The sequence below is a fragment of the Desmospora profundinema genome (assembly GCF_031454155.1).
In the GTDB taxonomy this organism is placed as follows: Bacteria; Bacillota; Bacilli; order Thermoactinomycetales; family DSM-45169; genus Desmospora; species Desmospora profundinema.
Genome location: NZ_JAVDQG010000001.1, coordinates 596,349 through 623,170 on the forward strand (window position 1 = coordinate 596,349; position 26,822 = coordinate 623,170).

The following is a 26,822-nucleotide window of genomic DNA, read 5'->3' on the forward strand; positions in this document are numbered from 1 at the left end:
GGGTACCTATGAACAAAACAGAAATCAAACCCGTTTCTCTGACGACTCATCCGGAAACGAATACACTGTGGAAGTGGAAAGAGCAAGCAACCGGCTATCTATTTTTGGCTCCCTCTATTCTCCTGTTTGTCATCTTTCTCTTTTATCCATTGGTCAAATCGCTTTATTTAAGCTTCTTTCTAACCGATCCCCAGGGAAATATCGCCCGCTTTGTCGGGATTGAAAACTATGTCAAATTGTTTGCCTCCTCCGGCTTTCTCAACAGCATCGGAGTAACCGGACTGTTTACCCTGTATACCGTCCCCACCAGCATCATCCTCGCCTTGATAATGGCTGTGCTCACCCATCAAAAAATAAAGGGGATACGCTTGTTTCAATTTACGTTTTCCCTGCCGCTGGCCATCTCCGTCGGAACGGCATCCGTTATCTGGATGTTGCTGTTCCACCCCAGCTCGGGCATGTTCAACTACTTTTTAAATCTGATTGGAGTAGGCCCCATCTTTTGGCTTTCCGATCCAAACTGGGCGCTTTTCTCCATCTCTCTGATGACCGTCTGGATGAATATCGGCTTCCTCTATATCGTTTTGTTAAGCGGACTGCAGGGAATACCGGACCACTTATATGAAAGTGCCAAGCTGGACGGGGCCGGCGTTTGGAATCAGTTTCGGCATGTGACCGTGCCCATGCTGTCTCCGACGATATTTTTCGCGGTCATCGTTTCGATCATCGGCGCTTTCCAAGCCTTTGGCCAAATCCATATCATGACTCAGGGCGGGCCGGTTGACCGCACCAATGTGATGGTTTACGACTTGTACCGGGAAGCGTTTATACACTTCCAGTTTGGTACGGGAAGCGCACGGGCGCTTGTCCTGTTTGTGATCATCTTGCTGTTGACCCTGGTGCAATTTAAACTCGCTGAAAAGAAGGTTCATTACCAATGATCAGGCGCCAATCCAAACACTTATTACACTATGCCGTCCTGTCCATTCTGGCGATTCTCATTCTGTATCCGATCTTCTATACATTCTCCTCCGCCTTGATGACGCCGGAAGAGATGGACGCTTATCCGCCCCGTTGGCTCCCCGGCAGTCTATATTTAGACAACCTGTCAACGGTGAATGAACTGGTGCCGGTGCTTCAATTCATCAAAAACAGCTTTATCGTCTCCACCGCTGTGATGATCGGCCAACTGGTAACGGCCAGTATGGCAGCTTATGCCTTTGCCTTTATCCCATTTAAAGGGCGCCAGCTCCTGTTTGCACTATTTCTTTCCACCATGATGATTCCGTGGGAAGTGACCGTCATCCCCAACTACCTCACCATCCGCGAATGGGGTTGGCTGGACAGTTATCCAGGGTTGACGGTTCCGTTTATGGCGACGGCTTTCGGCACCTTTTTGCTCCGTCAATTTTTTCTCCAGCTCCCCCGGGATCTGATCGATGCCGCCAAAATCGACGGCTGTGGGCATTGGCGCATCTTCGTCTCCCTGGTCTTGCCGCTCTCCCGTCCGGCGATCGGCACATTGGCTGTATACGCGTTTCTCACCACCTGGAACATGTACTTCTGGCCATTGTTGATTACCAACAGCGACAGCATGCGGACCGTACAGATCGGAATCAGCATGTTGCAATGGCAGGAAATGATGTCATGGAATCTCGTACTGGCCGGCGTAGCCATGGTTCTTTTACCGTCCCTGATCTTGCTGATGCTCGGCTTAAAGCAACTGGTGCGCGGCATCACCGCCGGAGCCGTCAAGGGGTAAAAACTGGTTTTCACCTTTCCTATAAATGTTTCACATCCACCTCATTCCATTTCCACTACGAAAGGAAGATTTGATGATGAGAACCTTCCGCAAACCATGGCTGATTGTTGCAATGATCACCGTAATGATCTTCACGACTGTCGCATGCAGTGCCGGCTCCGATGACGGTGTAACCACCGACGGCAAGATGAAAGTCGTCTGGTGGCATTCCATGGGCGGCGAGCTGAAGTCTGCAGTGGACCACCTGGTAAAGGAATTTAACGAGTCTCAATCGGAAGTGGTCGTCGAAGCGGTCTATCAAGGGGAATATGATGAAAGCCTCAATAAGCTGAGAGCATCCCTCGGTTCCAACAGCGGCCCCACCATGGTGCAAGTCTACGAAATCGGAAGCCGGTACATGATCGACTCCAACCTGATCACTCCGATTCAAACCTTTGTCGATAAACAGAACTACGACCTCTCCCAGTTGGAAGAAAACATCATCGGATACTACACCATCGACGATCAACTAAACGCGATGCCGTTCAACACGTCCAATCCGATCCTCTACTACAACAAGGATCAATTCAAAGAAGCCGGGCTGGATCCGGAAAACCCGCCCACCACTTTTGAAGAAGTGGCAAAAGCGGCGGAAAAACTGTCGGATGGAAAAAACAAAGGGGCCTCCTTCGCCCTGTACGGATGGTTTATGGAGCAGTTCTTTGCCAACCAGGGAGCCGAACTGGTCAATAACGGCAACGGGCGGGATGAGTTGGCCACCGAATCGCTCCTGGGAAGCGAAGCCGGTGTCCAGACGCTCACCTGGTGGAAAGAGATGGTGGATGATGGCGTCGCCCTTAACCTGGGTCGCAAAACGGATGACACCAAAAAAGCATTCACATCGGGGCAAGTGGCGATGACACTGGACTCCACCGCCTCCCTGCGGGGAATTGTGGATAGTGTCGGCGATAAATTTGAAGTGGGCACCGCTTTCCTGCCCAAGCCGAAAGAAGCCGATGAAGGGGGCGTGATTGTAGGCGGTGCCAGCCTATACATTTTGAACAATCGTCCGGAAACGGAGCAAGAAGCCGCTTGGAAATTCATCGAATTCCTGACCGCTCCGGAACAACAGGCGTACTGGCATGTCAACACCGGTTACTTCCCTATCACCAAAACAGCCTACGATGAACCGGCTGTCAAGGAAAATTTGGAGAAGTTCCCTCAATTTCAAACAGCCGTGGATCAGCTGCATGAAACCACGTTAAACCGGGCCACACAGGGAGCCCTGATGGGTGTATTCCCGGAAGCACGCCAGATCACGGAACGGGCGATGGAAGAAGTGATCAACGGACAAAAAACCCCTGAAAAAGCCTTGGAAGACGCCCAAAAGGAAATCACGGAAAAGATCGAGCAATACAACTCCACCGTTAACCGCTGACCCTTAAGAAAGGACGGTGCCCAACCGGGCACCGTCTTTACATTCCTCAGCCGATGCGTGTGTTTTCCAGCACTATCTTGCCGACCGCTTCCCCCGATTCCAGACGGCGATGGGCCATCGCTGCTTCTTCGAAGGTAAACCGGTGTTGATCCAGGAGCGGCTTTATTTTTCCAACATCGGCCAGACGGGAGATCTCCCGCATAATCCGGCCATGATGGGCCCGTCCCGCGGCGGTCCGCTGGGTCAAAATGATAAACACCACGTGCAGGGTGAGACTTTTGGCATGGAGCGGCGACAAGTCATGGGTGGAGCGGGCGGCGATGACGGCCACCGTTCCTTGCGGTTTCGCCGCTTGGAACGAACGATCCAGGTTTTCCCCTCCGACGGTGTCAAACACGACGTCAAACCCGGTTCCATCAGTCAGTCGCTCCATATAGGACTCCACCGACTCGTTCCGATAGTTTATTTGTTCATCCGCGCCCAACCGACGGGCGACAGCCAGCTTCTCCTCCGATGAAGCGGTGGCGGCCACACGGGCCTCAAACGCTTTTGCCAGTTGAATCGCCACATGCCCCACTCCTCCGGTGGCGGCATGGATCAACACGTGTTGACCCGATTGGATCTTCGCCCGATCCACCAGTGCTTCCCACGCGGTGGTGGCCACCAAGGGCAAAGCCGCTGCTTCTGCGAATGTCAATGAGGCGGGTTTGGGGGCAACCACGGACGCATCGGCTACAACATAATCGGCCAAAGCGCCGCCGGCAGCCACATAGGCGAATACCTCGTCGCCAGGAAAGACGTGTTCCACTCCCTCGCCCACTTCTTCCACGGTTCCGGCAACATCACTGTGGAGCACCAGGGGAAAGCGGTCCCCTAAAATCCCTTTAACGGCACCACTGCGGATCTTACAATCAATCGGATTGACACTGGTGGCAAGATTACGAATCAGAACCTGACCCGGACCGGTTTCGGGACGCGGCAGTTCCACCCTGCGAAATACATCGGGATTACCCGTTTCATGGATCACTTGGGCTTTCATATCCAGCTCCACCTCCATATGTGGGGTTTCATTGTCTCCATCATTACGATAACCGGAATACGGTCTCAAAGCCAATCCTTTATTCATCATACAGGTTTGATTGGAACGACTAAAAAGCCGGCACCTGTAAAGCAAGGTGCCGGCTTTTTTTCAGATCTGTGTATCGGGTCCGTATGCTTCCAGACGTTCCTTCACCCGCTGCAGGAAGCGACCTGCCATTAATCCGTCCAGAATGCGGTGATCCAGGGAGAGACAGAGATTCACCAGATCCCGCACAGCGATCATATCGTCATGGATCACCGGCTGCTTTACGATGGATTCCATAGAGAGAATCGCCGCCTGAGGATGGTTGATAATCGGCTGGGAAGCGATTGAACCAAACGATCCGGTGTTGTTGACGGTAAAAGTGCCGCCGGAGAGATCGTCCATGGTCAGCTTGCCGGCGCGTGTTTTTTCCGCCAGCTGGTGGACGGCTTTGGCAAGACCCAAAATGCTTTTCTCGTCGGCATCGTGGATCACCGGTACATACAGCGCGTCGTCGGTAGCGACGGCGATGGAGATATTGATCCGCTTTTTCAGGATAATCTTATCTCCGCCCCAGGCTGCGTTCAGATACGGGAATTCTTTGATGGAGTCCACCACCGCCTTGATAAAGAACGGCATGTAGGTGAGGGAAACCCCTTCCCGCTGTTTAAATTCGTCTTTTAACTTCTTGCGCAGCTTCACCAAGCCGGTCACATCGGCCTGCACCATGGTCCAGGCGTGGGGCGCTTCATGCTTGCTGGTCACCATCCGCTGGGCGATGGTTTTGCGTACACTGGTGAGCGGCACTTCCTGATCGCCATTCTCCAGGGTAACCCCTGCCGCCCGTTCCGCAGCCATTTCCCTTTTTTGTTCAGGCGCATCCGGTGCAGCCGCGGGCGCTTCGTCCTCCTTCACTTCCACAGCGGCCTGTGCCGCTTGGGGCGTGCCGCCCTGTTCGATCACCTGAAGGATGTCCTTGCGGGTAATGCGTCCTCCCCGCCCGCTTCCGCGCACCTGTTCCAGGTCGATCTCATGCTCCTGTGCCAGCCGGAGCACCGCCGGCGAATAGCGCCCCTTCATGGTGCCTGCTTCCTCTTTCTCTTCGGCGGGTGATGGCGTGGTGATGTCATCAGCGGGAGCCGCTTCCTTTGCTTCCGCAGGCGCTTCTGGAGTGCCGTTTCCTTCTCCCCCTTCATCGATGCGGCAGATGACCACGCCTACCTCGACCGTCTCTCCTTCCCCGGTGACGATCTCAGACAGCGTTCCGGTGATCGTGGAAGGGACTTCCGCATTTACTTTGTCAGTGGCTACCTCGCACAGCGGTTCATATTTGGAAACGGAATCACCCGGTTGTTTCAGCCATTTGGTAATCGTGCCTTCGGTCACACTTTCGCCCAGCTGGGGCATCGTAATATCCGTGGCCATGTGCGTACCTCCTTCTTCGCAGGGATTCATCCCGGCCTTTTCCACCTTAAGCGATGCCGTTCAAAACTCAGCCAGATCGCGGATGGCATCTTTCACTTTAGCGGGGTTCATCATAAATTCCTTCTCCAGCGGCGGGCTGTAAGGCATCGCCGGTACATCGGGACCACATAGACGGCGAACGGGAGCATCCAGCTCAAAGAACGCCTCCTCGGCAATCACGCCGGCGATTTCACCGCCGAAGCCGCCGGTTTGGTTGTCTTCGTGGATGATCAACACCTTGCCGGTTTTCGCGGTTGCTTCCAGCACGGCTTCCTTATCCAGTGGCACCAAAGTGCGCAGGTCCAGTACATGGACGCTGATTCCTTCTTTCTCCAGCTCTTCCGCCGCCTTGAGGGCAAAGTGAAGGGTCAAGCCGTAGGAGATCACCGTGACATCGGTTCCCTCCCGCTTCACTTCCGCCTTGCCGATCGGCACGGTATAGTCTTCCTCAGGCACCTCGCCTTTGATCAGACGGTAACAGCGTTTGTGTTCGAAAAAGAGAACCGGATCCTCGTCCCGAATGGCGCTTTTCAACAGTCCTTTCACATCGTAGGGAGTGGAGGGCATCACGATTTTCAACCCCGGAACGCCTGCAAATAAGCTCTCCACACTTTGAGAGTGATAGAGTGCACCATGGACCCCGCCTCCGTAGGGGGCCCTCACCACCATCGGACAGTGCCAGGTGTTGTTGGAGCGATAGCGCATCTTGGCCGCTTCGCTCACGAGCTGGTTAACCGCCGGCATGATGAAATCGGCAAACTGCATTTCCGCCACCGGACGCATCCCGTAAGCAGAAGCGCCGATGGCCACTCCAGCGATGGCCGATTCCGTCAAGGGCGTGTCCAGCACCCGCTCCGCCCCAAATTCCTCGATCAGCCCGGCTGTCGCCCGGAACACACCTCCGCGCACGCCCACATCTTCGCCGAGGACAAACACTTTCTCATCCCGTTTCATCTCTTCGCGCAAGGCGAGGGTTACCGCATCAATATATGAAATCACCGGCATGGGTTTCTCCTCCTTATTCCGCGTACACGTGGGTGTAGGTTTCTTGGGGATCCGGATAGGGAGCCTGTTCGGCATATTCCGTCGCTTCATCCACCAGTTTGGCAATCTCTTGGCCCAGCGCCTCTTCTTTCTCTGAAGTTAGGACTCCCGCCTCCTCCAGGTACTTTTTAAACTGGACGAGGGAGTCTTTCTTCCGGGCTTCCTCCACTTCCTCCACTTCCCGATACGTACGGTCGTCGTCATCACTGGAATGAGGCACCAACCGGTAGGAAGTGGCTTCGATCAGAGTAGGCCCCTCCCCGCGCCGGGCCCGGTCTGCCGCTTCACGGACCACTTGGAACACCGCAAGCGGATCGTTCCCGTCCACTTCCACACCGGGCATGCCATACCCCTGTCCGCGAGCCGCTACGCTGCCACCGGCCAACTGTTTTTCCACCGGAACAGAGATCGCATACTTGTTGTTTTCGCAGAGGAAGATTACCGGCAGGTCGTGGACCCCGGCAAAGTTTAACCCTTCGTGGAAGTCTCCCTGGTTGCTGGAGCCTTCGCCAAAGGTGGTGAACGACACCAGATCCTTTTTCTCCATTTTGGCTGCCAATGCTACGCCCACCGCGTGCAACAACTGAGTGGTCACCGGGGAAGACCCGGAGATGACTCGGAAACGTTTGTCCCCATAATGTCCCGGCATTTGACGGCCGCCGCTGTTCGGGTCCTCCGCTTTGGCAAATGCGGACAGCATCTGGTCTTTGGCGGATTGGCCGAAAACCAGCATCATGCCCAGATCGCGGTAATAGGGACAGAGCCAATCTTTTTCCCGATCCAAGGCGAAAGCAGCGCCCACCTGAATCGCTTCCTGTCCCTGACAGGAGATGACAAAGGGAATCTTGCCGGCGCGGTTTAACAACCACATACGCTCGTCGATCTTGCGGGCCAGCAGCATGTAGCGGTACATGTCAAACACTTGCTCATCGGTCAATCCCATGTTCGCGTGTCGCGATTCTCCCATGACGGATCCCTCCGATCCCGTAAAATTTTTGAGCTTAAGCGGAATGAATCGGCTTTCCATCCACTGCCAGCGCCACTTCCCCATAAACCTCGGACATCGTCGGGTGAGGATGGATCACCTGGCTGATTTCCCAGGGGGTGGCATCCAATACTTTGGCCAGACCCGCTTCCGAAATCAAATCAGTAGCATGGGGACCAATGATATGGACACCCAGGAGGTCATCTGTTGCCTGATCGGCCACCACCTTGATAAATCCGTCCGATTCACCAAACACCAATGCTTTACCGATAGCGCGGAATGGAAATTTGGCCGTTTTGATGGCCAATCCCTTCTCTTTTGCTTCCTCTTCCGTCAACCCGATCGATCCAATCTCCGGCCGACTGTATGTACACCGGGGGACCGTGGTGGAATCAAGCGGATGAACGTCTTTCCCCAAAATATGATCTACCGCCAGGATCCCCTCATGGGATGCGACGTGGGCCAGCTGGTATCCTCCGTTCACATCGCCGATGGCATAGATGTGGGATTCCGCCGTTTGCATGAACTCATTTACTTGGATAAATCCCTTTTCCACCTCGATGGATGTATTGGCAAGCCCGATATCTTCCGTGTTGGGCTGTCGCCCCACGGAAACCAACATCCGCTCGGCTTCCAACGACTGCCTCTCTCCGCCTTTTTCGAGCTGCACCTGTACACCCTGGTCATTTACCTGTACCGTCTCCGGCAGCACCTTGGCCCCGGTGAGAATTTTCACTTTCCGCTTTTTCAGCAGACGCGTCATTTCCTTGCTTACTTCCGGGTCCTCAAAGGGGAGGATGCGGCCGGCAAATTCCACCACCGTCACATTCACCCCGAAATCATTCAACAGGGAAGCCCACTCAATCCCGATCACTCCGCCGCCGACGATCACCATCGATTCTGGAAGCGATTCCATTTCCAGGGCATGATCAGAGAACATCACTTTTTCCCCGTCCACTTCCAAACCAGGCAGGCTGCGGGGACGGGAACCGGTTGCGATAATGACGTTTTGGGGAATCAGCATTTCATTTTCCGAACCATCCCCTTTCTCTACGGAGATGGTTCCCGGTTGGGGCGAGAAGATGGAGGGTCCCAGGATGCGTCCCATCCCTTCCACCACCGTAACCCCGTTTTTCTTTAATAGCTGCTGCACCCCTTTGTGCAGCTGGTCCTTCACCCGGTTTTTCCGGCCCTGTACCAACGGCATGTCCAAGCGGACATCGCCCACGGCGATCCCGTAATCCTCGCTGTTTTTCATGTTATGGTACAATTCCGCACTACGTAACAGCGATTTGGAGGGGATGCACCCCTTGTGGAGACAGACGCCTCCCACTTTTTCCCGTTCCACCAAAGCCGTCTTCAAGCCGGCCTGAGCAGCGCGGATGGCGGCCACATAGCCACCCGGACCCGCACCCAAGATCACCAGATCATAGTTGTCAGCCATCCATCGACATCCTTTCCTTTCCGGACTCCCCATGCGGGTAGATGCGCGCTTCTTCTTCCCCGCGGACGACCCGGATCGCACCTTCCACCAGTGCCTGCAATTCATTTTCTCCAGGCACCACATGGACATCGGCAATCCATTGGGTCCGTTTGCGGATCTCCTCGGTAAACAGCTCGCCGTAAGCCAGACCCCCGGTCAGGATGATTCCGTCCACATTCCCTTCCAGGACAGCGGCGTAGGAACCGATCTCCTTTGCCACCTGGTACGCCATGGCGTGGTAGACGAGACGGGCCTGCTCGTCTCCTTCCCGGATGCGGTTTTCCACCAGCCTGGCATCGGTGGTTCCGAGGTAGCCCATCAATCCCCCTTTTCCCACGATCATCTTCATGATCTCACTGGCGAAAAATTTACCGGAATAACTGATGGCCACCAGATCCCCCACCGGCAGCGTCCCCGCCCGTTCCGGGGAAAAAGGACCCTCCCCGTGCAGCCCATTGTTGACGTCGACCACACGACCGCGGCGATGGGCTCCCACCGTGATGCCGCCGCCCATGTGCGCCACCACCAGGTTAATCTCATTGTACCGTTTCCCCATCTGTTCGGCGACCCGGCGGGCCACTGCCTTTTGGTTCAGAGCATGAAAAATGCTGCGCCGCTCAATCTCCGGCACCCCGGAAATACGGGCTATCGGTTCCAATTCGTCCACTACCACCGGATCGACGATAAAAGCGGGGATATTCATCGTTTCCGCGATATCCCGGGCCAGGACAGCGCCCAGATTTGACGCGTGCTCTCCATAGCGACCCGAGCGCAAATCCCGAATCATCGCGTCGTTCACCTTATATGTGCCGCCGGGGATGGGCCTGAGCAACCCTCCGCGACCAACCACCGCCTGCAACCCGGTGAGATGGATTCCCTCCCGTTCCAGGGTCTGAAGAATCACTTGTTTGCGGAAAGGGTACTGGTCAAACAGATCCGGATAGCGGGCCAACTCCTCGGCATCATGTCGCAGCGTTTCCTCCAGAATCGCTTTTTCGTCGTCGTAAACTCCGATCTTGGTTGATGTGGAGCCGGGATTGATCGCCAGCACCCGAATCGGTTCCTGCACCATTCAACACTCCGTTCTTCCCCGTTAAGTTGAAATTACTTCATGTTTAAGATGTTTCGCTCGTTTAAAAGGAACATACTCCGGGATTGCCGCATCGTGGCGATCCGCTCTTCCGCCATCCGGTCGGCTGCTTTATAGCTGGGTATGCGATCCCGCTCGGCGATTTCAAAGATCCGGAGGATGGTGTCGTAAATGCCTTCCACCTTTTTCATCGCCCGTTCCCGGTTGTATCCCAGCAACTCGTCCGCCACATTAATTAAGCCGCCGGCATTGATGACATAATCGGGTGCGTAGACAATTCCTTTTTCATTCAGGATGTCTCCATGCTCTTCGTCTTTCAGCTGGTTGTTGGCGGAACCGGCAATGACGCGGCAGTGCAGGCGGTTGATCGTGTCATCGTTGATAATGGCCCCTAAGGCGCAGGGAGCGAATATATCGCACTCCACATCATAAATGTGATCCGGATCCACGGTCTCCGCTCCAAAATCACGGACGGCGCGTTCCATATTCTCTTGGTTGATGTCGGTGACGATCAACCGGACTCCTTCATCATGCAAATACTTGCAAAGGTGATAAGCCACACTTCCAACCCCTTGCACCGCCACCACTTTTCCTTCCAGGGAGTCGGAACCATAAGCGATCTGGGCCGCTGCTTTCATGCCGTGGTAGCAGCCGTATGCCGTAACGGGGGACGGGTTGCCGCTGGAACCGAACGCCGGCGACACACCGGTAACGAAACGGGTCTCTTCATGGATCAAATCCATGTCCTCCACTGTGGTTCCTACGTCTTCCGCCGTGATATAACGACCGTTCAACCCCTGGATAAACCGGCCGAAGGCGCGGAACATCGCTTCATTCTTATCCTTTCTGGGATCGCCGATGATGACGGTTTTGCCGCCGCCCAGATTGAGCCCCGATGCGGCCGCTTTATAGGTCATGCCCCGGGCCAGGCGCAAAGCGTCAATCACCGCATCCTCCTCCGAAGCATATGTCCACATGCGGGTCCCGCCCAGCGCGGGACCCAACGTGGTGTCATGGATGGCGATAATCGCTTTCAGGCCGGACTCTTCGTCCTGGCAGAACAGCAGTTGTTCATAGTCGTATTTCTCCAGCGTTTTGAAGATCTCCATGTGTTAAACTCCTTCCGGTCATGATCCGCCTTTCATTCGATCGGCCTCCAGCACCGCCAGGGCGATGGAGTACAGCTTGGCCTCGTGGGTGTCCGCCCGGGAGGTAAGCACCACGGGAGCCGAAGCACCCAGGACCAACGCACCGATTTTGGCTTTGGCGAAATAGACCATGGACTTGTAAAGGATATTGCCGGCTTCAATATCCGGCACTAAGAGAACGTCCGCGCGGCCGGCGACAGGACCGGTGATTTTTTTATGTTCCGCCGCTTCTACGGAAACCGCATTGTCCAGAGCAAATGGACCGTCCACGATCGCTCCCTTGATCTGCCCCCTGCGGGTCATCTGAGCAAGAGCTGCCGCCTCCAGAGTGGGCGGCATATCGGGGTTGACCACTTCGACTGCACCCAGCACGGCCACCTTGGGTTCTTCCAGACCCAGTGAATGACAAAGACGGATGACATTTTCCGTAATCTGCGCCTTTTCCTTCAGTGTGGGCTCCACATTGAGGGCGGGATCGGTCACATGGATCAACCGATCGTAACCGGGCACCTCAAAGGTGGCCACATGACTCAGCACTTTGCCGGTCCGCAAACCCGCCTCTTTATTTAAGATGGCGCGCAGAAAATCGGAAGTATGAACCATCCCTTTCATCACCACATCCGCTTTCCCGTCACGCACGGCCCGGACCGCCGCCCCACATGCTTTCGCAGGGTGGGGTTCATGGATGATCGAACCGTCCTCCAGCGTAAGATCCAATCCTTCCGACAGCTGGTGGATGCGGGATTCATCTCCAAACAACAGGAAATCAGCGATACCCCGTCGCTTCGCATCCGCCACCGCTTCCAACACTTCACGATCATCCGCTGCAGCTACAGCTACGGTCACGGCGGGCAGGGATTCCGCCACCTTTAGCACCTCTTGGAAGCTCTTGATCGTTTCCACTAACGAACACCTCGTTTTTCCGACCAGCGTGCATTGATTGCATCGTGTCGAAGTCTATTTTTCTCGATTTGGTCGGCCCCCATGCAATAAGAGCAATTTTCATGCCATCCTGACAGAACCCCCAGCATCCGCGAGAGGAACGTATCTTTCACACTGGCACGGCATGGAGTCTGCATGTTATTGCAGACTCCATGATGATTATTTCCTGCAAAATTTTGCAGACTACTCTTCATTTATGTGGGACCGGTTAGGATGGGAAGGATCCGCCCCTCGCTCTTGAACATCGATTCCATGCTTCTCCATTTTGTAGTAGAGATTACGGACCGAGATGCCTAAGCGACGGGCGGCTTCCGTCTTGTTCCGATTGGCTCCTTCCAATACTCGCTGAATGTGTTCCCGTTCGGCACGGGCGATCACATCCTGTAACGTTTCCCCCTCTTTTGGGTGGGGGGAGGAATGGGACGGGGGAGAACTGGAGGGTCGGAAAAGCTGAAGGGGCAGGAGATGCTCCTTTTGGATGATCCGTTCATGGAAGGACATGTTGATCATCGCCCGGCCCAATACGTTCTCCAGCTCCCGGACATTGCCCGGCCAGTCATAGGCACACAGCGTTTGCAGCGCTTCGCGACTCACTTCGGAAACATTGCGGCCGTATTCCTGGTTAAACTTTTTAATCAGGAACAACGACAACGCTTCCAGGTCATCCTTGCGGTTTCGCAACGGCGGGATATGAATGGGCAGCACATTGAGTCGATAATAGAGGTCTTCCCGAAAACGTTTATTCTGGATCGCTTTCTCCAGGTCGACATGGGTGGCCGCAATCACCCTCACATCCACAGGTATGGCCTTTGTACCGCCTACGCGGACCACTTCTTTCTCCTGCAAAACGCGTAGGAGTTTGGCCTGAGTGGAAGGAGACAATTCCCCGATTTCGTCCAGAAAGATGGTCCCTCCGCTCGCTTCCTCAAACAAGCCTTTCTTGCCTCCCCGCAACGCCCCGGTGAACGCTCCCTCCTCATACCCGAAAAGCTCGCTCTCCAGTAGTGACTCAGACAGCGACGCGCAATTAACCCGAACAAACTGGTTAAACTTGCGGCTGGAATCATTATGAATGGCATGGGCAAACAACTCCTTACCCGTACCCGACTCTCCGCGCAAAAGAACGGTCGCCCGGGTATGTGCCCCCTGCTTCGCCTGACGCAAAGCCTCCTGCATCTCCTCGCCGGCTCCGATAATATCGTCAAAGGTGTATTTCGCCTCCAAGGTGCGAATGATGCGGCGCGCCCGCTCCAGTTCTCGAGTGAGCTTTTTAATTTCCGACATATCATGAATGATTCCGACGCTCCCTTTTAACTTGCCTTCGATGACAATGGGAGCCACGTTGACCACGACATCCTTGCGGTGGGGACCCACTTTCATCGGAACCCCGCGAAACGGTTTACCGGTCTTTAACACCTTCATGTGCATACTTTCCCCTTCGGAGATATCGGTGTCTGCCGGCTTTCCCATCACTTCCTCCGGAGTCAAGCCCGTCAAACGCGTATAGGCGGGGTTAATCAGGACTCCGCGCCCTTGGGTGTCCACTACGGTGATTGCATCATCGGAAGAATCGATAATGGCTTGCAGGTGACTTTTCATGCTTTTTAAGTCCGTCACCTGCTGGGTGAGAGCCTGCACCTCCGTGATATCCCGGAAAACCGCCACCGCTCCGATCGGTTTCCCTTCCCGATCCCGGACCGGCTCGCGGTTGGTCACAATCTGTTTGCCGTTGGCCAACTCCAGGGACTGGTTCAACTCCGGCCGGCCCGTGGCAAGCACCTGATCCAACCTGGAGTTGGGGATCGCTTCCGAGATGGATCGACCCATCACCTCACCGGCTTCCATCCCGATGAGGCGCTCCGCTGCCCGGTTGAACAGCGTCACCTGCCCCACCCGGTTAACAGCAATCATCCCGTCATGTGTGGAGTTTAAAATCGCATCCAATTCCAGTTGCCGCTGCCGCCACGCCTCAAACCACTGCTCCTTCTCTTCAATCAGATGCATGATCAGATTGGCGACTTCGCCGGACACCACCAGTATGCGACCATCAGTCCACTTGCACAAATCGCGGTAGACTTCAGGAATCCCAGTCACTTCCAAAATGACATCGGGTTTTCGGCGGAGAAAAGGCGACACATCCGAACCCGTCGGAATCCCCAGGCGTTTGGCTTCATCGATCGCCGGGGCATCGGGGTCGATGTCCACCACTCCCATTACCTTCACCCGGTCCATTTCGCGTAACGCGCGAAGAAGTGCCGTTCCCCCTTTGCCTCCGCCAACGATCAGAAAACGCTTCATGGCCGTTCCCCCGTTTCCTTTCTCCGGTTCTTATCTTAACACAACCGTCACCACAACCGGCCATCCTCCCATGGCGATCCCGGCGTGTTTGGGTTACCATATGGAAGGAAAGGTGTGGCGAACCATGATCTATCAACGTATCTTGGCCATCTTGATTTTGTGCATTCCCGGAGCCACCGGCGTATACGGTTGGACCCTGCTCCGAGATGTCTTCTTCGACTACGTTGCCGGGGAAGGGTTCCAGTGGGGATGGTTTATTCTCGGCACGCTGCTGTTCCTGGGAGGGCTCGCCTTTGTCGGCGGATTCCTGTTTTATCGTGATGCCAAACGCAACCAGGTTCAGCCCATGCTGCTGCGCAAGAAGAAAAAAAGAAAACCGGCACCCGGCGATCAACCGGAGGCATAGCAAAACGGTTTCCATGATGGAAACCGTTTTGCTGTTGGGTTGTGCGGCAGGCGCACGCCCCGCCCGTTTGATCATATGCTGTGGGGAGCAAGCAATATCACCCTTTGAAGGAGGATTCGGATGGATTATTGGAATCCCCACCACGACCGGTTGCGAAGTGAGTTGGTCATTTTTGCCCGCACGGTCCGCCGGACCATCCGTTCCCTGTTGGGCACCGGAGACCCCGCCCCGGAAGCGATCGCCTGGATCGACAAGCTGAAACGCCTGGAACATACCGTCCGTTCCTGTTCGCCCCATCAGCTCGGGCCGCTGCGGGAGGAAGCCCGTCAAATCTGGGAGGATCTCCCCCGTTTTCATGAGAAAACAAAAACCGCCGCACTCTCCTCGGACGAAGGTTCACCCGCGGAAGAACCGGAAGCCACCGCCGAGGAACACAAGGTTCGCTTAAACCCTGTTCCCATCGGTAAACATGTCCTCCCTCCCCTTCCCTACCCCTATGACGCCCTGGAGCCTTACATCGACGCCAAAACGATGCGCCTTCACCACGATGACCATCATCGAAGCTATGTGGAAGGGTTAAACAAAGCGGAAAAGATGATGGCTCAAGCCAGACGGACCGGTGATTTCGACCTGATCAAACACTGGGAGCGAGAAGCGGCTTTTAACGGAGCCGGCCACTATCTTCACACCCTCTTTTGGGAAACCATGACTCCCAAAGGGGGCGGCAAACCGACAGGAGCTCTGGCCAGACAAATCCGGCAGGACTTCGGTAGTTTTGATGCGTTTAAAAAACATTTCTCCGCCGCCGCGGAAAAAGTGGAGGGCGGCGGTTGGGCCATTCTCGTCTGGTCCCCCCGCTCCCACCGCCTGGAGATTCTGCAAGCGGAAAAACACCAAAATCTCTCCCAGCAAGACCAAGTCCCCCTCCTCCCCCTGGACGTATGGGAACACGCTTATTATCTGAAGTATCCCAACAAACGGAAAGATTACATCGACGCCTGGTGGAACGTTGTTAATTGGCCGGCCGTCAGCCGGCGATATCGACAGGCGCGCCGTCTGTTGTGGAAACCCTATTAGGGCGTGTCTGATCAATCCGTAGGGCGACATTCCGGGTTGGTATGGCTGTCTTCGTTTCGTTGCATTTTCTCATGGAAAAAGGAATGACCAGACAGGCCTTAACCGATTCCCCTTTTCTTACAGTCATGGTAGAGTGAAAAAGAGAACACTCGAAAGAAGTGGGGGATCCGATGAACACCCGTCTGGACCACATTGTCCATTGGTTGAAGGAAAAATCGATTGACGCCGCCTTTTTCACCTCCCCATCCACCGTTTATTACCTCACCGGGTTCCACTGTCACCCCCATGAACGATTGTTGGGACTGGGAGTCGTGCCGGACAAGGAACCCTTTCTCGTCTGCCCCGGCCTGGAACGGTCCCGGGCGGAAGGAACCGGATGGAAGCATACCATACTCGATTATACCGATGCGGAAGATCCCTGGATCAAAGTGAATAGGGCGTATCAGGAACGACTAGACCGCCCCGCAACCCGGCTGGCAGTGGAAAAAGAACAGCTGTCGCTGGCCCGGGCGGAAGCCCTGCAATCGCTTTTTCCCGATGCCGCTTTCGTCAATGGAGAAAGCATTGTGAATGAGAGACGGGCGGTAAAAGACGATACGGAGATCGCCATTATGGAACGTGCCGCCGCCCTCGCTGATTTCGGCGTGGAGACCGGCGTTTCGGTTCTGGAAGAAGGCATCTCGGAAATGGAAGTCGTCGCCCATCTCGAAGCGGAATTGAAAAAGAAAGGCATCCGGGAGATGGCGTTTTCCACCATGGTGCTGTTTGGAGAAAAAACGGGGGAGCCCCATGGCGAGCCGGGAAATCGGAAACTGACGCGGGGGGATTTGGTGCTCTTTGACCTGGGTGTCGTCCTGGAAGGATACTGTTCCGATATTACACGGACGGTAGCCTTCCGGTCAATAAACGACGAATTGCAGCACATTTACCAAACCGTTCTACACGCCCAGATTGCCGCATTGCAACCATGCCGTCCGGGCACCCCCATCTGCAAGGTGGATGCCGCCGCACGAGATGTCATTACCGAAGCGGGCTTCGGCGAGTACTTTACCCACCGGTTGGGCCATGGCTTAGGACTGGATGTTCATGAATTCCCGTCCTTGCACGGACAAAACCGGAATATCCTGAAAGAAGGCATGGTGTTTACCGTGGAGCCCGGCATTTATATCCCCGGTAAAGGCGGTGTCCGCATCGAGGATGACGTGGTCATCACCGCTGACGGCTGTAAGATTCTAACTCAATACCCGAAGGAATTCAAAGTGGTGGAGTAAGCCGCTCCACCCTCCGTCCCGCAATCAAAGTGGTTGCGGGATTTTCATAATACCGACTGTTTTACTCGCTCCTCCTGAACGTACCAATCCATTCAGCGGACTATCCATACTAAATCCATCTTCTGAGGCACTTCCTCCGCCGGAATAAAACACTCCCCTGTCTTGAATGACTTCGGTTTTGTGATGTTTACCATCTTGTCGAATCTGATCATCCGGTATATCCGCAATCGCTCTTATCGATTTAATATAGCGTTCAAACATAAAATCTCTCCTATATAACGATCCACATGAACCCATATGATAAAGCATGCAGAGCCCTCTCACGTAATGCTCTTCTTCGCCCGACGATTTTCCTTTTTTAAAAAGCGACGATCCATCCATATAACCATAACAAGAGAGAGGAAACCCATCATCACGGGTAAAACGATGACACCGGTCGGGTATGAATCTCCTTCCAGCTGTAAAGCATCCGCTCGATACTCTAAGCGTTTGGCAGCAAAAACGGCGGTCGGTATATTCGTCTGTCTCGCTAAATCTTCAATCGGCGCTTCCAGTACAAAGCGCCCCGGTTCCATCGCATGCATGTATACCATTTCCGTGTCTTTATCCTTTACTCTCCACTCTTTGATGTATTTCGCTAAGTCCATGGAAGGGTTTGTGCCTGTCACAATTAATCGGTCTATGTTTGGCGCATTCTTATTCTGATAACGAGGTATCAAGTAAAGACCATGTTTTGTTTTTACAGGTGAAATGGTTTTGGAAATGGTAAAGGTCTTTGAGGTTCCCATGGCTGAGAACGTATCAAAAACAGAAGCTAATGCCGTTTCCTGCATCCCATCATATAGCAAGACCCCTTCATTCTGTTTTTTCCATACAAAAGCATGATTCAAGATAAAGACGGCATCCCTTAAATCAAAATGGTACCGCTCCATAGAAGGGTCCTTTACATAATGAAAATTCGGATAATGGATAGAGCGTGCTGTACGTTCGGCGATTGGCTCCCCCGCCAATTGGGAGATCGCATATAAAGTGGCATCGATCCCTGAAGTAAGACCTGCGGAAGATACGATGTTGCCGGCAGCCACAAAGCGCTGATCATGTATCCACTTGACTTCCGGATACTTTTTCTCCAACCGTCCCATGTCCCCCCAGTGTGTGGTCGCTGTTTTGCCATCCAGTAAACCGGTATGAGCCAGATTTTCTGCACCCGTACAAATCGTCAGAATCATGGTATCGTTATTGGAATGCTTTTTAATATAATCATCCACCGCTTCATACCCTTGATGATCCATATAGAAAATCGCTGGAATCACCACGACATCCGGACTATTTCCCAATAACTCATCCAATTCCTCAAATGAATAGTGGGGAATGACATCCAGCCCGCCCGTTAACGTTGTTATGCGGCGATCAGGGGCAACAGCAAACACATTAAAGTGTTTTGTGGCAGAAAACAGCTCATAAGGGGCAAGAAAATCGATCACTTCCGTGCTGTCACTTCCCAGCAATACGGCAACTGTCGGCTTATTCGGATTGTATGGGGGCGGCTCCACCTCTACTGGTACCAAGGAGGAGTTAAGCGGTTGATGATCGGTACCCATCATCTGATTCATCGAAGAAATCCAGCCCCATACCCCTGTGATCAGGATCAGAAGCATCCATGCCGAGAAATAAACCGCCACACGTACATACGTTTTTTTCAATGATCCTTCCTCCCCCATATTGATTTTTATCCTTCTCTCACGCTCCCTCCAGATTAACGGGGTCCCAGCCCGATCATAACCAACCAGAGCCGGATTTCCGCCTAGTACCTAAGACATAATTGAATATAAAAAAGGATCGTCTGTTTACCCCGATCCATCCATGGATGCCTCTCTGCTCCGTTACTATGATAGAATGAAAGGAAGTGACCAAAGCGGACAATGATTTACCAATCGGAAGCAATCCTACAAGAGTCATTCCGATACATGGAAAACACCACAGTCTCAAAGGTACGAAAAAGCGCTTAATTTAATGAAAGGGACCATGACCATGCTCGTAACGACACCGGAGATCCTCACTCGAAGTCTGATGCTTGTAAGCGATGCCATGAAGCAAAACGGAGACCCGGAGCGTGCCCGCCGAATGGCGGACCTGGCACGCAAGGCCCACCGGCAATCGTTCACCCTCGCCTTGTGTGGACATTTCTCCGCCGGTAAATCTTCTATGTTGAACGCCATCTTGGGAAGGGAACTGCTTCCCACCAGTCCCATCCCCACCAGTGCCAACGTGGTGCGCATCCGCCGCGGAGAAGACCGGGTAAGGCTGACTCTCTCCTCAGGGGCTGCCCGCTCTTTTTCCGGCGCGTATACGGAAGCGGAACTAAAGGCTCTCTGCAAAAACGGGGAGGAAGTGATCGCCGTCGAAGTGGACCGTTCCGACCTTCCATTGCCATCGGGTGTAGACCTGTTGGATACCCCGGGAATTGACTCCACCGACGATGCTCACCGCATGGCGACGGAATCCGCCCTGCACCTGGCCGACGTCATCTTCTACGTCATGGATTACAATCACGTTCAATCGGAACTCAATCTTCAATTCCTGCGGGAACTCTCTAAACGGGGGAAACGACTCTACCTGGTGGTTAACCAAGTGGACAAGCACCGGGAAACGGAGCTTCCCTTTCGCGAATATCGACGGCGGGTGGAAGAAACCTTCCGTCAGTGGGAGTTACAGGTGGAGAATGTCTTCTACACCACCCTTCTCCAACCAGACCATCCCTTGAACGAATGGGGACAATTACAGGCTACGTTGGATCGGCTCCTTAACCGCAGGGAAACATGGGGGAAGGAGTCCGTCGAGCGGGAAGCTTCTTTTCTGGTGGAGGAACATCTGGCGTGGCGGGAACAGGATCGGCTGGATGCCGTCCAAGCCTGGATCGCGGAGACGGGCGGTTCTCTTCCCGACAGAAAGAGAGCGCAAGAAGAAGAACAACAGCTGCGGGAGGAGTATGACACCTTGTCCCGTGAGAGGCAGTCAATTCGCACCCGCTACAGTGAGCGATTGGTTGCCGTCACGGAGCATGCACACCTGACACCCTTTGCGATGCGGGAAGCGGCCCGCTCTTATCTGGAAACCCAGCTGACCCCTTTCCGTGTCGGCATTCTCTTTTCCCGCAGCAAGACGGAGCGGGAAAAAGAGCGCCGTTTTCAAGCCCTTTGGGAACCGCTCCGGGAAGCGATAGCCACACAGCTGGACATCCCTGTCCGGCAACAGGTGATCCGGTTCCTCAAGGAGGAACGCGTATACACGGACACCATCGGGACACGCATTCAGGAAGCCGCTCCCCCGGTCCACTCTGACCTGCTTTTCGCTACCATCAAAAAAGGAGCCGGTCTCACTGGGGATTATATCCTCAAATACTGCGACGACTTGGCACAAGCCATCAAACGCGCCTATCGACAATGGGCGGAACAATGGTGGGACGAAGTTCAGGATACCTGGTCTGCATCCAGGGAAAATCGACTATCGGAGATCGATGCCCGTCTGCATCACCTGGATCGGGTTGCAAAGGTACGGGAACGGATCCGGGTGTCGGAACAACAGGCCGCCCACAGTCGAGACGAATTCCAGGGATTCTTGGCCAGAACTCGGGAAGGAATATGGAAGCACGAGTGGACGGAATGGCTGGAAAACGAATCCCCCACCGCTCTCGTGGATTCACTCTCATCCTGGACCCCATCCACCGTTACGGAAGCGGCCCCGCTGGATGACACCGCCAGCCGACAGGAATCCCCCACCGGCGACGGAGGAACGGAGCTCGTTCTGGCCCATGTACGCCGGGCTGAGGAACGGATGGCGGATTTGCCCGGAGTGGAAACGATCCGCCAGCAGCTGCTCGCTAAAAAACAGCGGCTGGAACAGCGCCGTTATACGGTGGCCTTGTTCGGGGCATTTTCCGCCGGAAAATCCTCCTTCGTCAACGCCCTGATCGGAGAAGCAGCCCTGCCGGTTTCTCCCAACCCGACCACCGCCGCCATCAACCGCATCACCGCCCCCGCTGACGGATACCGACATGGGGACGTGGTGATCCAATATAAAGACGAACAAACGTTGTGGCAAGACCTTCGTTCCATTTATGCCTTGTTCCGGCAACAGGTAGAATCCATGGAAGAAGCCTTGGCGGGGATCGACGGCTTGTTGGCTACACGCTCCCCCCATCCCCGGCAACAGGCTGCGTTCCCATTTTTACGGGCAGTGCGGGACGGCTGGGATACCTTCAGCAAGCGGCTGGGCACGACGGAAGCCGTAGGAAGAGAGGGTTTTGCCGAAGCTGTCGCGTCAGAGGAGACCGCTTGTTTCGTGGAATGGGCAAAACTGTATCATGACAATCCCCTCACCCGGGCCGGCGTTACGCTGGTGGATACGCCGGGGGCGGATTCCGTCCATGCCCGCCATACGGAGGTGGCGTTTCGGTATATCAAGGACGCCGATGCCATTTTGTTCGTCACATACTACAATCACGCCTTCTCCCGAGCGGATCGCGAGTTTCTGATCCAGCTGGGTCGGGTAAAAGACACATTCGCCATGGATAAGATGTTCTTCCTGATGAACGCCGCCGATCTGGCCGCCTCAGAGGAAGAATGCGGCGAGGTTGAATCCTATCTGAAACAACAATTGATCACCTTCGGTATCCGAAAGCCCCGGCTGTTTCCCGTCTCCAGCCTGAAGGCTCTGGAAGAAAAACAGGCCGGCAAAACAGGGGGAGGTTCCGGTTTATCCAGATTCGAACAAGCATTTACCCGCTTTTTAACGCGGGATCTGGCCCAGGTCACCCTCCATGGGATGAAACAAGACATCCAACACGCCCGTCGGATGCTCCTGCGCCAGGTGGAAGCAGCCCGTCAAGGAAACGAAGCCCGCGAGCAGCAACGAACCGCTTTGGCCTCCGAAAAGAAAACTCTGCTGTCCATGGTCGAACGGTTGGATAGCCGCATGGATGACCACGCCCTGCGCCAGGAAGTAAAAGAGCTCTTTTACTACATTCGGCAGCGCCTCTTCCTGCGCTATCCGGAAGTGTTCGCTGAAATTTTCAACCCCGGTGCCTTGCGGGAAGACCGAGGGTCGGTTCATGAGCAACTCCGGGTCTGTGCTCTGGAATTGCTCGATTTTCTCCGTCACGACCTGGCTCAGGAGTTGCGGGCCACCGGACTGCGGGTGGAAAACTGGCTAAGCCAGCGTTTGGATTCCCGACATCGTTCCTTAGAAGCCGAAGCAAACGGGATCCATCCCGATCTTCCCCTGCCAGCCGCCACAGACTGGAAATGGGAGACACTCCATGTGGATCCTCCCTTCCCCGATCTGGGACTGGATGAACTGAAGCCCGCCCTGTCTCATTTCAAAGGCACCAAGCACTTTTTCGCTAAAAACGGGCGCGCCCAGGTTCGAGAGCAGATGCAGGCGATTCTGGAAGAAGCCGTTACCGCCGTGCTGGCGGAGGAACAAACCCGCTTTCTCGACGGATACACCCATCAATGGCAACAAGCCTTTACCGCGTGGAAACACCGGACTGTGACCGACATCGATCATCATTTTGCACAATTGGCTGCCATTATGGAGGAACCGGCCGACCCTGCCCCCTTGGAAAAAGCTGCGGAAGCATTGCGGCAGGAGCTTCAGGGAATGGAACAAAAACTGGGCGAGGAATCCTGACAGTGGGTTCCAACTCAACTTAAAAACGAAGAGAGGGTCAAGGCAGAATCTAAAAAATAGATTCTGCCTTTTTTTCGTTTACGGAGGGGAAGAAATTCTGCTGCTCCCAGGGAATCCGCCGGGGTTCGGAGAAGTAGGACAGCACTTGTTCATTTTAAAACCGGATTCCTCGTCTCCACCCTGGCTACTGTGTTCGTCAGCCTCTTTACCCGTCCCCCCGCTGAAGCTGCATCGGAATTGCAGCAGTTGAAAGAGACCGCTTAAGGCTCTCCCTCAACGCCGGTCAGGATCATTTCCCACTCCTCCCCGTCGGGTCCTTCAAAAAAGAGGCTTTGCCAGCCGTTGGTCCAATTCAGGCGAGAGGCTTCCTCCGCCCCGATCGCCTGCCATTGGTCTTCTTTTTCCGCCAAAAAAGCGAGGTGGATCATTGACTCCCCGTCTAAGGATGGATCCGATTCCACCAGTTCCAGACGGGTTCCTCCGTTAACCAGGAACACGATGATCTCCTCTCCAATCTGCATCTGGGCCTCCTCCTGAAATCCCATCCTGCGGTAATAGCGGACGGATCGTTTCAAATCCGTCACCTCCACCCCGACATGGTGCAGCTGCATCGGCTCTCCCCCTTTCACCATAACAAGTGCATATCCCCGAACTCGTGCCACTGGTATTCTTCCTTCACCGCCGCGTCATACGCCTCCCGTAACCGATCAGGGGAAGTAAACGCGGACAACAAGTCGAGGTGGCTCGCTTCCGGCTCGTGGAATCCCGTGAGGAGCCCATCTACACTTTGCAGCGAATATCCGGCTGTGATGTGAAGGGATGTCCACCCTTCTCCGGCATCCACCTCCCCTTTTCCGTTTGCCATCGTTTCCAAGGCACGGACCACGGTAGTCCCCACAGCGATGACGCTTCGTCCGGATTCCCGCGTCCGGTTTACCTTGTCAGCCGTCGCTTCCGGGATGCGAAAAGCTTCCCGATGGGCCCCCGGATCGAAGGGGGAATCCTCCCCCCAGTAACTGAGTCCCGTATGCAGGGAGAGGAAAGCCGTCTGTACGCCCCGTCGCCGCAGTCGAAACAGCAGTTCCCAACTAAAGGGGCGGCCTGCAGATGGCGGCTCCACCGACCCGGGAGAAGACGCGTATACGGTCTGGTAGGTATCCAACTCCCAGGGGCGGGCCGTATAATCATATCGGATGGGCTCGCCGAAAGCCCAAATCCGATCCAACAGCTCTCTGCCGCCGATGGAAAATACCAGGACCACGAAGGGAGCATCCTTATCCGGTCGTTCCACCGTCGCCGTCCACCTCTCCCCAAACAAGAGGCGGTCCCCCGCCATCAGGGAAATCTCCGGCACCCACGCCTCCCAGGATCGATCCGACAGACGACGGGCCAGCCGGATCTCCACCTCTGTTTCCCACACCCGGCCGTCACGCTCCCACTTCCCTCGCAACACGGCAGGAAGCACCCGGCTGTCATTAAACACCAAGAGATCCCCCGATCGTAAAAAGCGGTCCAACCGATCAAAACGGTCGTGAACAATCGGACCGGTTATGCGATCCATCACCATCAAGCGGACATGATCCCGTCGGATTCCCCGATATTCCGGAGGGGCGGTGGCGTTTAACCGATCCGGGAGATGGAAGGAAAAAGCCGGCGCTCCCATCAGCTCCGCCTCCCTTCCTCGGAGAATGACTGGGCTTTCAGCCTCTCACCGTTTACATGGCGGGAGCGATCCGAAGCCAAGTATAAAAAAACCTCCGTCAAATCCCGTGGATGCGCCAGCTCATAATCACAGTCCGGCACCGCCAATGCGTGCATCACGGTATCCATTTCCCCGGGATCCACCATATTGACCCGGACTCCTGTTCCTTCTACTTCCGCAGCCCATGTCTCTGTCATTCCTTCCAATCCGAATTTGGACACGCTATAGGCCCCCCAGCCGGCATAGCCCTCCCGGCCCACCTCGGACGTCACTTGGATCACCGATCCCGGCCAACATACCGGCAATCACCCGCCGCGTCACCAGAAACGGGCCCCAGGTATTCGCCTTTAATACATCGAGAAAATCCGCCTCAGGAAAATCCAACAGATACGGCATCGGGCTCGGCCCCAAAATGGAAGCGTTGTTTATCAGGACATCGATCCGATCAAATTCCGTCTCCGCCAGCGCCACAAACCGTTCCACATCCCGCGGCACCGCCACATCCGCCTCCACCGCCAGCACACGTGCCCCGGCTTGTTCCAACTCCGCCGCCGTCTCCGCCAGCGCTTCCCTTCCCCGGGCACAGATGGCGAGAGAGTGCCCTTCCCGTGCAAATGCCCGTGCCACTTCCCGTCCCAATCCTCTGCTCGCGCCTGTGATCATCGCCACTGGTTTCTTTTCCATCCCATGTGCCTCCTTTTGTGTGTTTCTACTTTCATTCTAGCGGCGGCTGCGGCACGGCTCTTCGGCATACAGGAGCAATTTTCCATACGAAAAGCCCCACACCGGATGTAGGACCTGGATGGGACTTTGGATGTAAAAAGGGGGAGGATCTCAATCGATATCCATGGCGACGGCGGACTCCGACGCCCCGTGGCTCTCCTCTATCAACGCCTCTCGGAGACGGGTCAAGATCTCTCCTAAGTCATTGGACCCCCGCCATTGCTGCGGGTCCTGTATCCTGGGATCATCTGCGGCCAAACCCACACCCCAAATCCGGTCAACCGGACTGGCCTCTACCAGCAACGTTCCCGCCGTTTCCAGCAAGGCCTGCTTTAACTTCGGATTTTGAGTGAATTTGGCATAGTTGCCCTCATAGACGATGGATTTGCGGTGCTGATCCCAGACATCCGCTTGGAATCCTTTCACCCGCCGACCCAGTCGTTTCTGCTCGGCTGGCGAATCACTTTGTAGGATCTTGTCTGCGATTATCTCATCTCCAAACAAAACGGCTTTTTGATGCATCATAACCTGTTCGGCACAATTGTACGTAACCCCATTGACTACAAATGAAGACCGATACCACTGCGAGAATGGCGAATCCGATCGCCAAAAAAAGGTAAATGACATTCTTTTTCCCTCCTCATGAGGCTCCATTTCGGATGTTCAATCACCGGTTGTCCTTGTTTTTATGTAACGTCATCTTCCTTGACCAGATACTCCACCGGTACCGAATCCGTCAGCCAGACACCGTTGGCGGAGCGGTAGAACCGGTAACCGTCATGGTCCATCTCCCCGGCCCGTACCCGGAAGACCACGGCTTTCCCGTGTCTTTGACCGACACGGAAGGCGGTCTTAGGATCACCGGATAAATGGACATGATGCCGGCTCCGCTTTACCAATCCCTGTTTCTCGATGGAAGACAAGAACTTTCGTCCCGTTCCATGATACAGCCATTTCGGCGGCTTCAACGGCTCCAATCCCAAATCCACCGGGATCGAATGCCCCTGGTTGGCCCGGATCCGAGATCCGTCCTCACTGAATGAAAAACGCCGCTTATCGTTGGTCTCCACCAGATGCTCCAAGGTTGCCCGGTCCAGGGGCACCCCATGCTGCCGACAGGTCTGGAGCAACTCCTCCACCGCCACCCATCCGCCCTCATCCAACCGGATCCCGATTCGTTCCGGGCGGTGGCGCAACACCAAGCTGAGGAATCGGCTGATTCTTTTCTCTCCATTTTTCATGCCGCTGTGCTCCCC

General features: G+C 54.9%; 24 protein-coding genes. 7 read left to right on the forward strand and 17 right to left on the reverse strand.

Annotated features, from left to right (window positions below; translation table 11 throughout):
• Positions 1–8: 8 nt before the first annotated feature.
• The 3 genes from JOE21_RS02865 to JOE21_RS02875 all read left to right on the forward strand — a co-directional run bounded on the left by JOE21_RS02865 (position 9) and on the right by JOE21_RS02875 (position 3,179).
• Positions 9–941 carry a carbohydrate ABC transporter permease gene (locus JOE21_RS02865; protein WP_309862061.1) on the forward strand — a complete coding sequence of 311 codons (933 nt, stop codon included), beginning with the start codon at positions 9–11 and terminating at the stop codon, positions 939–941.
• A complete protein-coding gene (locus JOE21_RS02870) occupies positions 938–1,762 on the forward strand; it encodes a carbohydrate ABC transporter permease (protein WP_309862063.1) in 825 nt (274 codons plus the stop codon). The genes JOE21_RS02865 and JOE21_RS02870 overlap by 4 nt, the downstream gene beginning before the upstream one ends.
• A gap of 76 nt (positions 1,763–1,838) precedes the next feature.
• Entirely contained in the window at positions 1,839–3,179 is a 1,341-nt protein-coding gene (locus JOE21_RS02875; protein WP_374709299.1) for an ABC transporter substrate-binding protein, read from the forward strand.
• Positions 3,180–3,225: 46 nt separating this feature from the next.
• Here the strand turns inward: JOE21_RS02875 and JOE21_RS02880 are convergent, their stop codons facing one another.
• From JOE21_RS02880 to JOE21_RS02920, 9 genes are all read right to left on the reverse strand, one after another.
• The gene (locus JOE21_RS02880; RefSeq protein ID WP_309862066.1) at positions 3,226–4,218 is read right to left on the reverse strand and encodes a zinc-dependent alcohol dehydrogenase family protein; all 993 of its coding nucleotides are present in this window, start codon (positions 4,216–4,218) and stop codon (positions 3,226–3,228) included.
• A gap of 150 nt (positions 4,219–4,368) precedes the next feature.
• On the reverse strand, positions 4,369–5,667 hold the full coding sequence (locus JOE21_RS02885; RefSeq protein ID WP_309862068.1) for a dihydrolipoamide acetyltransferase family protein: 1,299 nt from the start codon (positions 5,665–5,667) through the stop codon (positions 4,369–4,371).
• 60 nt (positions 5,668–5,727) lie between these two features.
• A complete protein-coding gene (locus JOE21_RS02890; protein ID WP_309862070.1) occupies positions 5,728–6,711 on the reverse strand; it encodes an alpha-ketoacid dehydrogenase subunit beta in 984 nt (327 codons plus the stop codon).
• A 13-nt stretch (positions 6,712–6,724) separates the two neighbouring features.
• The gene (locus JOE21_RS02895; protein ID WP_309862071.1) at positions 6,725–7,717 is read right to left on the reverse strand and encodes a thiamine pyrophosphate-dependent dehydrogenase E1 component subunit alpha; all 993 of its coding nucleotides are present in this window, start codon (positions 7,715–7,717) and stop codon (positions 6,725–6,727) included.
• Between the two features lie 34 nt (positions 7,718–7,751).
• Positions 7,752–9,179, reverse strand: coding sequence for a dihydrolipoyl dehydrogenase (gene lpdA, locus JOE21_RS02900; protein WP_309862073.1), 1,428 nt, complete (start codon positions 9,177–9,179; stop codon positions 7,752–7,754).
• Complete coding sequence (gene buk / locus JOE21_RS02905) at positions 9,172–10,290, reverse strand: butyrate kinase (protein WP_309862075.1); 1,119 nt, start codon at positions 10,288–10,290, stop codon at positions 9,172–9,174. Before buk ends, lpdA begins: the two co-directional genes overlap by 8 nt.
• Positions 10,291–10,322: 32 nt before the next feature.
• Positions 10,323–11,417 carry a Leu/Phe/Val dehydrogenase gene (locus JOE21_RS02910; protein ID WP_309862078.1) on the reverse strand — a complete coding sequence of 365 codons (1,095 nt, stop codon included), beginning with the start codon at positions 11,415–11,417 and terminating at the stop codon, positions 10,323–10,325.
• 18 nt (positions 11,418–11,435) lie between these two features.
• Positions 11,436–12,350 carry a phosphate butyryltransferase gene (gene ptb, locus JOE21_RS02915; protein ID WP_374709312.1) on the reverse strand — a complete coding sequence of 305 codons (915 nt, stop codon included), beginning with the start codon at positions 12,348–12,350 and terminating at the stop codon, positions 11,436–11,438.
• 231 nt (positions 12,351–12,581) lie between these two features.
• On the reverse strand, positions 12,582–14,696 hold the full coding sequence (locus tag JOE21_RS02920) for a sigma 54-interacting transcriptional regulator (protein ID WP_309862082.1): 2,115 nt from the start codon (positions 14,694–14,696) through the stop codon (positions 12,582–12,584).
• A 124-nt stretch (positions 14,697–14,820) separates the two neighbouring features.
• Here JOE21_RS02920 and JOE21_RS02925 point away from each other — a divergent pair, with 124 nt between their 5' ends.
• The 3 genes from JOE21_RS02925 (at position 14,821) to JOE21_RS02935 (ending at position 17,450) form a co-directional block, all read left to right on the forward strand.
• Positions 14,821–15,102: a DUF2627 family protein gene (locus tag JOE21_RS02925; RefSeq protein WP_309862084.1), complete on the forward strand. Its 282-nt coding sequence runs from the start codon at positions 14,821–14,823 to the stop codon at positions 15,100–15,102.
• Between the two features lie 120 nt (positions 15,103–15,222).
• Positions 15,223–16,179: a superoxide dismutase gene (locus tag JOE21_RS02930; protein WP_309862087.1), complete on the forward strand. Its 957-nt coding sequence runs from the start codon at positions 15,223–15,225 to the stop codon at positions 16,177–16,179.
• Positions 16,180–16,349: 170 nt separating this feature from the next.
• Positions 16,350–17,450, forward strand: coding sequence for a M24 family metallopeptidase (locus JOE21_RS02935; protein ID WP_309862089.1), 1,101 nt, complete (start codon positions 16,350–16,352; stop codon positions 17,448–17,450).
• Positions 17,451–17,474: 24 nt separating this feature from the next.
• Here the strand turns inward: JOE21_RS02935 and JOE21_RS02940 are convergent, their stop codons facing one another.
• Both JOE21_RS02940 and JOE21_RS02945 read right to left on the reverse strand, forming a co-directional pair.
• On the reverse strand, positions 17,475–17,711 hold the full coding sequence (locus tag JOE21_RS02940) for a hypothetical protein (RefSeq protein WP_309862090.1): 237 nt from the start codon (positions 17,709–17,711) through the stop codon (positions 17,475–17,477).
• Positions 17,712–17,770: 59 nt separating this feature from the next.
• Complete coding sequence (locus tag JOE21_RS02945) at positions 17,771–19,153, reverse strand: DJ-1/PfpI family protein (protein WP_309862093.1); 1,383 nt, start codon at positions 19,151–19,153, stop codon at positions 17,771–17,773.
• Between the two features lie 328 nt (positions 19,154–19,481).
• Between JOE21_RS02945 and JOE21_RS02950 the strand changes: the two genes are divergently transcribed.
• Positions 19,482–23,141 carry a dynamin family protein gene (locus JOE21_RS02950; RefSeq protein WP_309862095.1) on the forward strand — a complete coding sequence of 1,220 codons (3,660 nt, stop codon included), beginning with the start codon at positions 19,482–19,484 and terminating at the stop codon, positions 23,139–23,141.
• 260 nt (positions 23,142–23,401) lie between these two features.
• Here JOE21_RS02950 and JOE21_RS02955 read toward each other — a convergent pair whose 3' ends face one another.
• The 6 genes from JOE21_RS02955 to JOE21_RS02980 all read right to left on the reverse strand — a co-directional run bounded on the left by JOE21_RS02955 (position 23,402) and on the right by JOE21_RS02980 (position 26,807).
• Positions 23,402–23,803: a VOC family protein gene (locus JOE21_RS02955; protein ID WP_309862097.1), complete on the reverse strand. Its 402-nt coding sequence runs from the start codon at positions 23,801–23,803 to the stop codon at positions 23,402–23,404.
• Complete coding sequence (locus JOE21_RS02960) at positions 23,767–24,804, reverse strand: S-adenosylmethionine:tRNA ribosyltransferase-isomerase (RefSeq protein WP_309862099.1); 1,038 nt, start codon at positions 24,802–24,804, stop codon at positions 23,767–23,769. Before JOE21_RS02960 ends, JOE21_RS02955 begins: the two co-directional genes overlap by 37 nt.
• On the reverse strand, positions 24,804–25,124 hold the full coding sequence (locus JOE21_RS02965) for an SDR family NAD(P)-dependent oxidoreductase (protein WP_309862101.1): 321 nt from the start codon (positions 25,122–25,124) through the stop codon (positions 24,804–24,806). Before JOE21_RS02965 ends, JOE21_RS02960 begins: the two co-directional genes overlap by 1 nt.
• On the reverse strand, positions 25,066–25,527 hold the full coding sequence (locus JOE21_RS02970; RefSeq protein WP_309862104.1) for an SDR family NAD(P)-dependent oxidoreductase: 462 nt from the start codon (positions 25,525–25,527) through the stop codon (positions 25,066–25,068). Before JOE21_RS02970 ends, JOE21_RS02965 begins: the two co-directional genes overlap by 59 nt.
• 150 nt (positions 25,528–25,677) lie before the next feature.
• Positions 25,678–26,193, reverse strand: coding sequence for a riboflavin biosynthesis intermediates N-glycosidase (ybiA, locus tag JOE21_RS02975; protein WP_309862106.1), 516 nt, complete (start codon positions 26,191–26,193; stop codon positions 25,678–25,680).
• 59 nt (positions 26,194–26,252) lie between these two features.
• The gene (locus JOE21_RS02980; protein ID WP_309862108.1) at positions 26,253–26,807 is read right to left on the reverse strand and encodes an RNA 2'-phosphotransferase; all 555 of its coding nucleotides are present in this window, start codon (positions 26,805–26,807) and stop codon (positions 26,253–26,255) included.
• Between the last annotated feature and the right edge of the window lie 15 nt (positions 26,808–26,822).